Below are 12,852 nucleotides of genomic sequence, written 5' to 3' on the forward strand. Positions count from 1 at the left end.
GTCGGGGATTTTTTAAAATCAAGTTTTATTTTTTTGCTGGGAAATTGGCTTTTTCAGGACTCGAAAAAAGCTTATTTTTTTCGAGAAGTACGCGGTTGTTCCGTAATTGGCGGAACCAAATCCCAATATTTTCGATAAAGCCAGTAAGTAAGAAAAATGACTGCAATCACAATCAGTGCAAATAAAACTTCTGCTACAATCAAATCCAAAGCGCTGGCTGCGGAAAGTGCGGTGGGGACTAAAGCAAGCATATGCAGTATAATGGCAATCGGGAAAAAGTACCATTTCAAACGGTGTGTAATAACCATCCACACTAATACTGCCAATGCAATCTGAAGAGAAATCATAAAAATTTGCTCTATGCCGGTAACAAAATATAGATAAGGCTGGATATCGGCAATCGCTTGAATTTGTTTTTGAGCAAGAATCTTTTGATCATCTGTAAAACTCTGGAGAACAGTGTCGATGCCCTGACTATTGACTGTGGCCGCAACACGAAGGGTCGAAATCTGATAAAGTCCAAACTCCAATGCTGATTTTAATCCGCCAAAGGCAATTCCAAAGCCGATTCCAATACCAATTTCAGAAGCGGGGGCTTTGTCTCGGCAGATTTTCGAACGTAGCAGAAAAGCAGAGGTCAGCATACCGGAGCCTTCGATCAGGCCAGCCATCAGCAAAACCATCACAACGTAAAGTGTTGGGTTGGTGGTTGGAAATGCGTTTAGAAGAGACAGCAGTTGCTGCCCCATAACGTCTTCGATGGCATAGCCGAAAAACAAATATGCTGCAAGTCCAAAAATGACCGGATAGACTCGAAAATTTTGAAATCGTGCATGAAAATAAAAATAAAGGCCGAATGGTAATATCACAGATGCCAGTATAATAAATCCCATACCGGCGATGTTTATGCTTGGAATCATGTTTTAAACTCCTTTTTGGAAAAGACTTCCCCGAAAAAATCATAACATAATAAAGAATAGGCGATTTTAAGTAAAATGTCAAATTAAAATATTTTTGAAGAAAGCAAAAAGCAATAAAAAAAGCCGTACAAGTTTAAGCCTGTACGGCTTTTTCTAAAATTACATTTTAAATGATTAGACTTTTCCCTGTCATTTCGGTAGGTTGCGGCAGTCCCAAAATTTTGAGCATTGTCGGAGCGATATCCGCTAGGCGGCCACCGCTTCTCAGCTTGCAGGGGTATCCGATGACACAAAACGGAACCGGATTAGTGGTATGTGCCGTAAAGGGGTTTCCGTTTTCATCCACCATCTTATCAGCGTTACCATGGTCTGCGGTGATAAGGGCAACGCCGTGCATATCGGAGATTGCGTTGACTACTTTTCCAACGCATTGATCGATTGTTTCTACGGCAGCTTTTGCCGCCGCAAAAATACCGGTATGCCCAACCATATCGCAGTTAGCGTAATTTAAAATGATAACGTCATATTTCCCGGAATGAATAGCGTCTACCAACTTGTCCGTGACCTCATATGCACTCATTTCGGGTTGTAAATCATAGGTAGCAACCTTCGGCGATTTGACAAGAATGCGGTCTTCGCCGGGATATTGCTTTTCTACACCACCGTTAAAGAAAAATGTAACATGGGCATATTTTTCGGTTTCTGCAATCCGAAGCTGTGTCATCCCATTTTTCGAGAGATATTCTCCCATCGTATTTTTAAGGCTTTCCGGTTTAAATGCGACCAGCACGTTGGGCATGGTAGCATCATACTGCGTCATGCAGACATAAGTGAGCGGGAAGAATCCTTTTTTGCGCGGAAAACCGGAAAAATCGGGATCAACAAAGGTACGTGTAATTTCGCGGGCACGGTCAGGGCGAAAATTAAAGAAGATTACGGAATCGCCGGATTTCACACAGCCTCTCTTGTCAATGACCGCGGGAATCACGAATTCATCGGTTACCTTTTCCTGATAGGATTTTTCTACCGCCTCTTCGGCAGAATCGGCAAAGTTGCCTTCTCCATATACCATGGCAGCGTAAGCTTTTTCCACGCGCTCCCAGCGGTTATCGCGGTCCATTGCATAATAGCGGCCCATCACAGTCACAATTTTGCCGACACCGATCTGTGAAAGTTTTTGATTGCAGGCAGCTACAAACCCTTTGCCGGAGGTTGGAGGAACGTCGCGGCCGTCCAGCAGTGCATGGATATAAACATTCTTTACATTCATGCGTTTTGCCATTTCTACAAGTGCATAGAGATGCTCAATATGACTGTGAACACCGCCGCTTGAGAGCAGGCCGATGAGATGAAGGGCTTTGCCTTCTTGTTTTGCATTTTCCATGGCAGAGAGGAGAGCCGGATTTTCGAAGAAATCGCCGTCTTGAATCGACTTTGTAATGCGGGTGAGCTCCTGATAGACGATGCGGCCGGCACCAATATTGGTATGACCGACTTCACTGTTGCCCATTTGGCCATCCGGCAGTCCCACGTTTAATCCGGAAGCGCCGATCTGAGTGATGGGATTTTCGGAAAAGAGACGGTCAAGATTCGGTTTGTTGGCACTGGCAATGGCATTCCCAGTGGGAGGGGCAATTCCGAAACCGTCCAATATCATTAGAATTAAAGGCTTTTTAGCCATAAATAGTTCCTCCTTTAAAAGAATCCTTTTTCTGCTTTGATATACAGAGCGCGGACAGGGCAGAAACGCCCGATCCGCGCCGAAAATTTAATAATTTATGATTAGCCTTTTGAAGCAGCATCTACGATTGCAGCAAAATCATCCGGCTTTAAAGATGCGCCGCCGATGAGACCGCCGTCCACATCAGGCTGAGCCAAAAGTTCCGCAGCATTCTTTGCCTTCATGGAACCGCCGTACTGAATAGTGGTTCCTTCGCTTACCTTTTCGCCATAAAGAGCTTTAAGGGTGTTGCGAATGACCGAGCAGACTTCGTTTGCCTGCTCTGAAGTTGCGGTTTTGCCGGTCCCAATTGCCCAAAGAGGCTCATAAGCGATAATCATTCGCTTCATTTCTTCTTCGGAAACACCGTTTAAAGCGATCTTTGTCTGCATAGAAACCAGTTCCGAAGTAATTCCTTGTTCCCGCTGCTCCAAAGATTCTCCAACACATACGATGACGGAAAGACCGGCGTCCAGTGCAGCACGAATTCGTTTGTTAACGGTAGCATCGGTTTCACCAAAATAGGTTCGGCGTTCGCTGTGGCCGATAATCACATAGGGCACTTCCATAGAAGCGAGCATATCGGCGGAAATTTCACCGGTATAGGCGCCGCTCTTTTCCCAATGGCAGTTTTCGGCACCGACCTTTACGTTGGTTCCATGAGTAAGCTCCAATGCTACGGGAAGATCAACATAAGGGACACAGCAGATGACTTCGCAGTCTGCATCTTTTACGAGCGGCAGAATTCCGCGGATCAGTTCAGCTGCTTCTTTCGGCGTTTTATTCATTTTCCAGTTGCCGGCAATTATCGCCCGGCGGCATGATTTTTTCATGGAAAAATCTCCTTCTTATGTGGTTAGTCTTTATCGTTCAAGCAGGCAATTCCCGGCAGAATTTTTCCCTCAAGGAATTCAAGAGAAGCGCCGCCGCCTGTGGAAATATGAGTCATCTTATCGGCAAAACCGAATTTCTCGACTGCAGCAGCAGAATCGCCGCCGCCGATAATGGAAATTGCACCGCTGTCGGCAACTGCTTGTGCAACCGCTACTGTGCCGGATTCAAAATTTTCCCATTCGGAAAGTCCCATAGGACCGTTCCAAACAACGGTTCCGGCTCCACTGATAGCAGAGGCAAAAAGTTTTTGCGTTTTGGGTCCAATATCGAGGCCCATCCAGTCGTCTGGAATTTGGTCGGAATCGACAACTTTTGCTTCGGTATCCGGCTTAAACTCATGGCCGATCTTGTTGTCTACGGGGAGCAAAAGTTTGACGCCCTTTTTCTCTGCAGAAACCATGATCTCTTTTGCAAGATCAACTTTATCTTCTTCGCAAAGAGAAGTTCCGACTGAATAGCCTTTCGCGCGGAGAAATGTGTAAGCCATGCCGCCGCCGATAATTAAAGTGTCGACTTTTGTGAGCAGGTTTGTAATGACGGAAATTTTATCCGATACTTTTGCTCCTCCCAAAATTGCAACAAAGGGACGTTTGGGATCGGAGAGCGCTTTGCCCATAATGGTGATTTCTTTTTGAATCAAAAAGCCGCAGACAGCCGGAAGATAATCGGCAACGCCTGCTGTAGAAGCATGAGCACGGTGTGCGGTTCCAAAAGCGTCATTTACATAAATATCTGCTAAAGAAGCCAACTCTTTTGCAAAAGCGGGATCATTTTTTTCTTCTTCCTTATGGAAACGAACATTTTCGAGCAGTTCCACTTCGCCGTCTTTTAAAGAAGCGGCGATCGAACGAGCGCTTTCACCAATGACGTCGGTTGCCATTTTTACAGGAAAACCAAGTTTTTCCGAGAGGCATTTTGCGACGGGTTTAAGGGAATACTTTGGATTGAATTCTCCCTTTGGGCGCCCGAGGTGAGAGCAGAGAATTACTTTTGCCTTGTGATTGACAAGGTAAAGGATCGTTTTCATTGCACCATCAATGCGTTTGGTATCGGTAATGTTTCCATGATCATCAAAGGGAACGTTGAAATCGCAGCGGACAAGAACTCTTTTTCCGGTTACATCAATGTCCTCAACTGTTTTTTTGTTCAGATAGTTCATGGTGTTTCTCCTTCCGTTTTTTCGCTTCCAGATAGGTAAAGAATCTTTAAATTGACTTTATTATACAACGCCCCAAACGGGTTTTCAAGCAACCAAAGGGCAATTTGGAAAAGATAATTAAAAATTTAACAAACTTTTTATTTCAAACATGGTTTTATTTTTTTCCGAAAAAAGGATTTCATTCATGATCGTTTTTACCAGTGCAGCCGATGCAGTTCTCCTTTGACGAGAAGTTCCGGATATCCCCATTGCCGCAGACATTCGTAAACGCCGATTGCAACGGAATTGGAAAGATTGAGACTTCTGGCGTCTGGATTGTTGAGCATAGGGATTCGTACGCAGGATTCCGGATTTTTGAGCAGCAGCTCTTCAGGCAGACCAGCGGTCTCTTTTCCGAAAACTAGATAGCAGTTTTCTATTGGGTAGGAGATATCGCTGTGGATGTGCCGGGCTTTTGTGGAAAAATAGAAAAAATTTCCGTCGTTTTCCGAAAAAAAATCGGTAAGACTATCGTAATAGGAAATATCAAGCAGATGCCAATAATCAAGGCCGGCGCGCTTTAATTTTTTATCGTCAATTTTAAATCCCATGGGGCCGACCAGATGGAGCCGGGCACCGGTCAATGCACAGGTACGTGCAATATTTCCGGTATTCTGTGGGATTTCGGGTTCGACAAGAACAATATTGAGTTTTGACATGAAGGGAACTTCCTTTCGCTTTTTATTTATTTTAACAGGAGATGGCAATTATTTCACCGAATGTTTCAAGCCATAAAACCATTCTAGAAGGGGATGATAGAAGATGGGACTTGTAATTATAGGTTCCGCAATTTTATTCGGGAGGTTGTATCTAATGTATAAGAATACAATGGGTTTTGTAAAAGGAATCGCCACTGGCGCCGCTGTTGGTGTTGCCGCTGTAGTTATTGGAGGAAAGGCAATGGAAAATAACCACCAGCTGAAAAAAACTGCCCATAAGGCAGCACAGGCTGTTAACGGCTTTGTTGATGAAGTCGGCTCGGCAATCCGCGGTTAATGAAATGAATTTTTCCTTTGGCATTAGGCTGTCCGGAAAAACCGGATGGCCTTTTTATTTTTTTGAGGTAGAATATCAGGATTGCTTTTCTAAGCATTAAATATATCATATTTTTTGGGAATGGTCTATCTTCCTTTCATTTAAAGAAGGAAATTCTGCAAAGTAGGTTGCATTATGCAAACGCTTTTCTTATAATAAATATGGACTATTTTGTTGAATTTTGGTTTTGAAAGGATGGCGGCAGTGGTGAGTGACCCGGTTTTTTATTCAGTAACCTGTGCGCGTTTCTGCGAGGACGGACAGGATCTCTTGGGGAAAGTGCGCCAAAACTGGTTCCGGGAAAAAATTGCCCAGCGTGGAGAGATCAGTTCAGAGGAATTTGGTGCAGACTTGAGCGCCAAATATCACCTTGCTGACCATCACTTTTTATGGAAAATGAAGAGCTCCGGAGAGATTTTTCAAAAAGCGATTCCGCAAAAAAATGGTTGGGCAGTGATTTCTTGGTATCCATCCGGCGCTGTTCGATCAAAAACTACTTTTAATGGGCAGCAGCAATGGGAGCGCACGGCGTATTATACCGGAAACCTTGAAAGGCCGCAGGTAGTGCTGATGCCTTCTCAAGAGGGAATCTCTATGCTGGAGTATGATCGAACGATAAAGAAGTACCGTAAAAAAGCTTTATATCCCGTCCAATTGGAAGAGGGGACAGCCCGTCGAAGCTTAGTGGATACTGTTGCAGGAAGTCCGCGGGTGATCGCGCGTACGCAGGATGGAATTTTTGGCTATGAAACCCAGGAAGAACTGGAATGCCGAGCAGCTGTCGAACGGGATTTTTCCAAAGGGGATTACAGCGAAGAACCGGATTGGAAGCCGGTAAAGATGGAGCCGATCGATTTTCAGTTTGTGCCGAATGATCATGCGCTGGATCCGGTTCAGCCCGCAGAAAAAGAACATCTTGAAGCAAAAACAGTGCCGTTGACGGTAGAGCAAGAAGACCAAGATGAAAATGAGGACGTCATTGTTGAAGCAGTACCGCCCAAAGAATCCGCAGCAATTGAAATTGCAGATTCGGAAGAGGAAAAGATAAAAACGCTTTCTGAAGAGAAAGTAAACATAGAAACAGCTGTAACAAAGCCGAAAGAAGCACCCGAAGATCATTTGCCAAAAGCGGAAGATCCGGAAATACAGCCGGAGAAAAAACAAGAACTGCCAACGAGGGAAGCGGAACCCGAGATCGCCGAGATGATTCCTGCAAAACGAATTGTTGTGAGTGCAAATGAAGATTATCGGTATTTTGGCCGTGTGATCGATGGTTTGCGGCAAGGCAAAGGCCGAACCGCTATGGAAAACGGGGATACAGCCTATGAGGGCAATTACAGAGACGATAAGCGCGACGGCTTTGGAACTTATTATTATCGTTCGGGGAAAATCTGTTATGTCGGCTCATGGAAAGAGAATCTCCGCGAAGGGATGGGAGTTAGCTTCAGCGCAAAGGACGGCTCTGTTTTTGTGGGCCGCTGGAAGGATAATATTCCGACCGGAACAGGTGCGGCCTTTGATTCCGAGGGCAATCTGACCTATTCCGGCATGTGGGAGAATGGAAAGCGCTGCGGGCAGGGAACAGAATATCAAAATGGTGCTGTCTGCTATGAAGGCAGCTTTCAAAATGATATGTGGGAAGGCCGCGGAATCCAGCATCTTGCCGGAGGAGGAAAACTTTCCGGAAACTTTAAAAATGGCATAGCGGACGGTGTCTGTGAAGAACACAGCGGGAAAGGGCAGCTTTTGCGTACTGGTGTGTGGAGAGCAGGAAAATTTGTTTCCGGCGTGCTCTATCAAGATGGACATCCGGTTGATCTGGTTACAGAGAAAAAATAAAAGGATCGGGGGAAAAAAGCGCGATGGAATGGCTCGAAATGCACAATGTAGAATATGGAGAATGTATTGTGCTGGGAGGCCATCACAATGATCTTTTAATGGTTGACTGCGGCAGTACCAACCGAAAGATTCGAGAGGGAGAGGTAGATTTTCGCAGCTATGTGGATCCGGCGCTTCTCAATCGATACGATGGCTTTTCGAGTCGTGCTTTTCTTTTGACCCACTATCACAGAGATCATCTCTGCGGCATGCGGGAAATTCTTGAAAAAAGGCCGGGATGGTTTTCAACGTGCTATCTTCCCTGCACCCCTGCAGATGAAAATGGAAAAGCATTATTGCTTGATTTTTCTCTGATTGCATATGCTTTTATGACAAGGCGCACGGGTTATGGTCAGGTGAATACGGCGGCAGTTAAAATCTTTTTCCAGACGATGCGGGCCCTTTTGGGAGGAAAACTCTATGCACTGGGAGAAGGGGACCGATTCCTGTTTGATGATGTGGAATATGAGGTGCTTTGGCCAAAACGGACAGGGTTTCTCTTTCAGGAAGCATTCGTGGAAATTTCGGAAGAACTCAACGTGATGCTTGCTTCCCCTTTTTTGCCGGATTGTGTGCGGGATTTTGTCGAGCTGAAAGAAGACTTTTGCAGAGCTTATTTGGAGATGTGCGATCATGCTCCAGTAAGAGAAGCTGATGTTGCTCATACGATGGCAATTTTAAATCGAATTGACGATTTAATTCCGATTTTGCAGAAGCAGCCGGTGGCTTTAGATATTTGTGAGTATCTGGAAAAGCCGCTTGTCCGCGAAGCTTATTCCGAACAGATCAATGCGGCAGGGATTGTTTTTCAGAATGTTCGCAAGCATCAGGCGACTTGTGATGATATTTTGATGACCGGAGATGCCCCGGCAGAAGTGATCGATTTTATTTCGGATTCCCTTTATTCGGATTATTATATTTTAAAAGCACCCCATCACGGCATGGAGTCTGGATGGAGTACTCGCTTTTTAGAGCTGAATCCTGCACATATCTTGATTTCCAATGGAGAAAGTCCGGCGGGCGGAAAAATTTCACCAAAATATGCGGAGCTTTCGGGCGTAAAGCATTGTACAAACTGCTCTGCCTGCGCGTGGTATCAGACGACCGGCTGCTCCTGCAACCGTGTTTCTACCTGCTATGATCAGGAACGCCCTGGCTTGGCACTGCGCTGTCCCGGAAATCAAAAAGGATTTAGCGGAGAAAGGCATCTGCCTTGTGGGATTTATGTGATTGGGCCTTCCACTTTGCGCGGATGTCTATGTGATTGATAATATTGAAAGCTGAGAGATCGAGAAAGGAACCTTTTAAGATATGACACTGAATACGTTGCCTTTTCTTGCGTTATTTTTACCGATTTCTTTGATAGTAGCGCTGCTTTTGCCGGAACGTTTTCGAAACGGCGGGTTGTTCGTGCTTTCTCTGATCTTTTATGCGTGGGGTGGTATTTGGCAGCTGCTGTTCCTTTTGGGCGCTGTACTGGTGGATTATTTTTGTGGAAGACTGATTGGAACTTTTCGGAAGACGCCCCAAAAAGCAAAAGTGGTTTTGATTTTCAATGTCATTTTTAGTGTACTTTTGCTTGGCGTCTTTAAATATAGCTCCATGGCGGTGGATACCGCTAATCACCTTTTTGATCTTTCGGTTTCGGCCCCAACGTTGATTTTGCCGTTGGGGATCAGCTTTTTTACATTTCGCAGTATCAGCTATGGAGTGGATGTTCTGCGGGGCGACTCACCGGTACAGAAAAATCTGATTGATTTTGGATTATATCTTACGTTCTTTCCACAAATTACGGCAGGGCCGATTGTTCGCTATCGTGATTTTGCGCCACAGCTCAAAAATCACCCGGTTACCCTTCAAAAAGTATCCCATGGGCTTACTCGATTCGGAATCGGTCTTTTTAAAAAAGTTCTGATTGCCGATTTACTGGCACAGATTTCTGCGCGGGTACAGTTTTATGAAGAGCCAAGTGTCTTAGCTGCATGGATTGGCGCATTGGCGTTTACCTTTGAAATTTATTTCGATTTTTCCGGTTATTCCGATATGGCGATCGGACTTTCCGAAGTCTTTGGATTTGAGACGCCGGAAAATTTCTTGCATCCTTATGAGAGCCTTAGTGTTTCGGAATTTTGGCGCCGCTGGCATGTAACTCTTGGAGCATGGTTTCGAGAATATATTTATATACCTTTGGGCGGAAACCGCCGGGGAACGGCGCGCACCATCTGGAACCTGTTTGTCGTGTGGCTTTTAACAGGCTTTTGGCATGGAGCCAGCTGGAATTTTGTCCTTTGGGGACTCTATTACGGAATTTTAATCATGTTGGAGAAATTCAGCCTTAAAAATTTTTGGGGCAGGCTTCCGAAAGGAATTTGTTGGTTTTACGCATTTTTAGCGGAAGTTTTGGGCTGGGTACTTTTTAGCCATACCGATCTTGCGCGTGCAGTCGGCGCTTTGGGAGCAATGTTTGGGGGTGCACCTGGAGTTGATCCTTTAGGGCTGTATCTCCTTTCCACTGCTTGGCCATTATTATTGATCAGTGCCGTCTTTTGTACAGAATTTCCGCACAGACTGTTTTTAAAGATGTGTCGGTCGATGCCGGGGAAAATTCTTTGGAGCGCAGGATTTGCAACTTTGTTGCTATTGAGTCTTTCTGCAATGGCCGGTAACGGATTCACAACATTTCTTTATGCGAAATTTTAGGAGGTGTGCGGATTGAATCAAAAAAAGAAGGGCCGCACATTTTTTGCTGCAGAATCCGGCAAAAAGCCCTGCGGCGAGCAGCTCTTTTCCATGGGATTGATTCTCGCTGTTTGCTTTTTTTCATTTGGTTGGATTTTGTTTGGACCAAAAGAGACTTATTCGCAGGAGGAAAATCGTTCGCTCACAAGTTCCTTACAGTGGGATTTGTCTAAGATTTCGGATGGAAGCTTTCAAAGCAGTATCAATGATTTCGTAAATGATCAGTTTTCGGGGAGACGACAGCTGGTAGAGCTCAATGCCGATGAAAAGGCAGCTTTGGGACAAAAAGATTTAAGCGGAAACTATATGCAGCAGCCACCGGAAGGCGGCGTTTATCTCGGAAAAGAAGGACATCTTTATGAGGTCTTGCTGCCTCCCGACCGCACGCTTCAGAAAAATGTGCAGGCGTTGGCAGACTTTGCCGAGGAAACTGGGCTTCCATTTTACGTGATGCCGGTGCCTTCCGGTGCTCAGGAACAGCCAGAGTGGCTTCCTGAAAACGCACCGAGTTACGATCAAACACAGGCATTAAACCTTGTGCAGACTAAATTTGATGGGATTCCCAATGCAAAAGTTTTAAATCTATTTGATGCGTTGAGTTTACATAAATCAAGCTATGACTATTACTTTAAGACGGACCATCATTGGAATCTTTATGGGGCATATGAGGGATATTCTGTTTTGACAAAAGCGATGGGGGAAACGCCAATTCCACTCTCTTCCTATACGTTGAAGGATCAGGGCGACTTTTATGGGACGCTCTATTCCCAAGCACTGCTTACAGCGCAGGAGGCAGATTGCTTTTTGCTTCCCTACTATAAGGGAGAGGAAAATGTGACTCAAGAGACAAATGGACAGACCAGAAGCGGAATTTACTGGGAAAGCTATCTTAGCGGAAAAGATAAATACAGCACTTATCTCGGCGGCAATCATAATCTGGATGTGATTCGGAATCCCAAGGCCAAGAGCTCAAAAAAACTGTTGGTTTTGCGGGACAGCTATTTTAATTCAATGGTACCATTTTTGGCGGATCAGTTTTCCGAGATTGATGCGGTTGATCTGCGGCACTATACGGGAGATCTTTCTCAATATATACGAGAAAATGGAATTACAGAGATTGCGGCTGTTTACAGCATCAAACAGCTCTGTGACGTGAACATTTCGAGACAACTTGGATAATCTCACAATAAAGAGAAAGAGCGGAAAACCAATTTGGTTTTCCGCTCTTTTAAACAGATTCTAGTGAAGATCCTGGATAGTACCACGAAAGAATTTCCCCATAAGAGTTTCCGCTTTGTGCCATTGCTTTGGCACCCACTTGACTCATTCCAACCCCATGCCCGTATCCTTTTACGGTAAAGGTAAAAGTATTATTCTCATAAGTCCATGTGAAATTTGCACTGCGCAGTCCCAGTGCAAAGCGCAGATCTTGTCCCTTTACTGTTTGATTCCCAAGCGTTTGGGTTAAAACATTTCCGGCTTTGCTGCGATTCGTTTCGCCAAACCATGAAGAGGGGTCCCCGTCCATGGTACAGCCTAAAGATTCCGCTGCGGTTTTTACTTCGTCGGACGAAAGCGTTTTTGTAGATAGAAAACCGGGATCAAAGCAATCTTCGGGACTTGCAACGCTGACGAGACAGGATTGCCCGCCACCCCAAAGATCACTGGCGTTTTCTGTCTCACCGGAACTAATTGCAAAGTAGGTCGCATCCACAAGTTGTCCGTCTATTTTAAGTGCTTGGCCTATGGTGGCATCTACGGCCTGCTCTACGGCTGCTTCGTAATTTTGATAATTATCACCCCAGCGATCCTTTCGCTGCTGCTCATCGGCATAGGTGAGCCATTTTCCTGTTTCGCAGGAAAAGTCTGCCCCCGAGAGGGCTGGATCCGGATTTGCCTGATGAACCTGCTGCTGCCGAAGATAATAGGTGTTGGCGGCAACCGCCTGTGCCTTTAAAGCTTCTGGAGGAGAATCTGGACTCATTTCGGTGCTGACGGTGCCGATTAAAAACTCTCTCTGAGAAATGGACTGCACGGTTCCACTCGTTTTATCAAGTACCGAAAAGGTTGTTTGTCCCGTTTCTGCCAGTGGGGCTGCAGAAACAGGCGCACTGCTTTCTGAAGTCTGTAAAATGGCGGAAGAGGAGATGCTGCTCGAAACGCTTGGAGTTTCTGAGGAGGAGTTTCGAGAACCGTTTCCGAAAAAGACAAGGCACGGCAAGAGCAGCAGCAATAAAAAGAACAAGACAAGCAAAGCAATGGTACCTTTCAAAGTAAAATCAGGCTCCTTCCTTTTTCTATTCATGAATCACATCAGATTCCTTTATTTTCGATCAAATAAAATTTCAAGAACAAGTGAAAGAGAAAAACAAATGAATGAATCAGTCGAATCAGGTTCATTTTGAGACAAGCAGGATAGGGGATAATATTGACTTTATCAGGGGGCTGCTATAAAATTATTACATTCT

General features: G+C 45.1%; 11 protein-coding genes. 5 read left to right on the forward strand and 6 right to left on the reverse strand.

Annotated features, from left to right (window positions below):
• Positions 1-71: 71 nt before the first annotated feature.
• The 5 genes from ACVS9P_RS01445 to ACVS9P_RS01465 form a co-directional block, all read right to left on the reverse strand.
• Positions 72-920 (reverse strand): YhfC family glutamic-type intramembrane protease, encoded by an 849-nt coding sequence (locus ACVS9P_RS01445; protein WP_452103877.1) that lies wholly within the window; start codon positions 918-920, stop codon positions 72-74.
• A gap of 166 nt (positions 921-1,086) precedes the next feature.
• Positions 1,087-2,601 carry a 2,3-bisphosphoglycerate-independent phosphoglycerate mutase gene (gene gpmI / locus ACVS9P_RS01450; RefSeq protein ID WP_452103878.1) on the reverse strand — a complete coding sequence of 505 codons (1,515 nt, stop codon included), beginning with the start codon at positions 2,599-2,601 and terminating at the stop codon, positions 1,087-1,089.
• A gap of 101 nt (positions 2,602-2,702) precedes the next feature.
• Positions 2,703-3,473 (reverse strand): triose-phosphate isomerase, encoded by a 771-nt coding sequence (tpiA, locus tag ACVS9P_RS01455; RefSeq protein WP_452103879.1) that lies wholly within the window; start codon positions 3,471-3,473, stop codon positions 2,703-2,705.
• A 23-nt stretch (positions 3,474-3,496) separates the two neighbouring features.
• Positions 3,497-4,693 (reverse strand): phosphoglycerate kinase, encoded by a 1,197-nt coding sequence (locus ACVS9P_RS01460; RefSeq protein WP_452103880.1) that lies wholly within the window; start codon positions 4,691-4,693, stop codon positions 3,497-3,499.
• Between the two features lie 194 nt (positions 4,694-4,887).
• Complete coding sequence (locus tag ACVS9P_RS01465; protein WP_452103881.1) at positions 4,888-5,391, reverse strand: tRNA (cytidine(34)-2'-O)-methyltransferase; 504 nt, start codon at positions 5,389-5,391, stop codon at positions 4,888-4,890.
• 154 nt (positions 5,392-5,545) lie between these two features.
• Between ACVS9P_RS01465 and ACVS9P_RS01470 the strand changes: the two genes are divergently transcribed.
• The 5 genes from ACVS9P_RS01470 to ACVS9P_RS01490 all read left to right on the forward strand — a co-directional run bounded on the left by ACVS9P_RS01470 (position 5,546) and on the right by ACVS9P_RS01490 (position 11,563).
• Positions 5,546-5,728 (forward strand): hypothetical protein, encoded by a 183-nt coding sequence (locus tag ACVS9P_RS01470; protein WP_452103882.1) that lies wholly within the window; start codon positions 5,546-5,548, stop codon positions 5,726-5,728.
• A gap of 246 nt (positions 5,729-5,974) precedes the next feature.
• Positions 5,975-7,606 carry an MORN repeat-containing protein gene (locus tag ACVS9P_RS01475; RefSeq protein WP_452103883.1) on the forward strand — a complete coding sequence of 544 codons (1,632 nt, stop codon included), beginning with the start codon at positions 5,975-5,977 and terminating at the stop codon, positions 7,604-7,606.
• Between the two features lie 23 nt (positions 7,607-7,629).
• Positions 7,630-8,913, forward strand: a complete 1,284-nt coding sequence (locus ACVS9P_RS01480; RefSeq protein ID WP_452103884.1) for an MBL fold metallo-hydrolase — start codon at positions 7,630-7,632, stop codon at positions 8,911-8,913.
• A 43-nt stretch (positions 8,914-8,956) separates the two neighbouring features.
• A complete protein-coding gene (locus ACVS9P_RS01485; protein ID WP_452103885.1) occupies positions 8,957-10,345 on the forward strand; it encodes an MBOAT family O-acyltransferase in 1,389 nt (462 codons plus the stop codon).
• A 12-nt stretch (positions 10,346-10,357) separates the two neighbouring features.
• On the forward strand, positions 10,358-11,563 hold the full coding sequence (locus ACVS9P_RS01490; protein WP_452103886.1) for a DHHW family protein: 1,206 nt from the start codon (positions 10,358-10,360) through the stop codon (positions 11,561-11,563).
• Between the two features lie 49 nt (positions 11,564-11,612).
• Here ACVS9P_RS01490 and spoIID read toward each other — a convergent pair whose 3' ends face one another.
• Positions 11,613-12,656 carry a stage II sporulation protein D gene (gene spoIID, locus ACVS9P_RS01495; protein ID WP_452103887.1) on the reverse strand — a complete coding sequence of 348 codons (1,044 nt, stop codon included), beginning with the start codon at positions 12,654-12,656 and terminating at the stop codon, positions 11,613-11,615.
• Between the last annotated feature and the right edge of the window lie 196 nt (positions 12,657-12,852).

The organism is Caproicibacterium sp. NSD3, from assembly GCF_053613275.1.

Coding starts and splice junctions, on each gene's coding strand:
- ACVS9P_RS01465 (WP_452103881.1), bottom strand. CDS start 5,391: ATGTCAAAACTCAATATTGTTCTTGTCGAACCCGAAATCCCACAGAAT.
- tpiA (WP_452103879.1), bottom strand. CDS start 3,473: ATGAAAAAATCATGCCGCCGGGCGATAATTGCCGGCAACTGGAAAATG.
- ACVS9P_RS01445 (WP_452103877.1), bottom strand. CDS start 920: ATGATTCCAAGCATAAACATCGCCGGTATGGGATTTATTATACTGGCA.
- ACVS9P_RS01460 (WP_452103880.1), bottom strand. CDS start 4,693: ATGAACTATCTGAACAAAAAAACAGTTGAGGACATTGATGTAACCGGA.
- ACVS9P_RS01480 (WP_452103884.1), top strand. CDS start 7,630: ATGGAATGGCTCGAAATGCACAATGTAGAATATGGAGAATGTATTGTG.
- ACVS9P_RS01470 (WP_452103882.1), top strand. CDS start 5,546: ATGTATAAGAATACAATGGGTTTTGTAAAAGGAATCGCCACTGGCGCC.
- ACVS9P_RS01485 (WP_452103885.1), top strand. CDS start 8,957: ATGACACTGAATACGTTGCCTTTTCTTGCGTTATTTTTACCGATTTCT.
- gpmI (WP_452103878.1), bottom strand. CDS start 2,601: ATGGCTAAAAAGCCTTTAATTCTAATGATATTGGACGGTTTCGGAATT.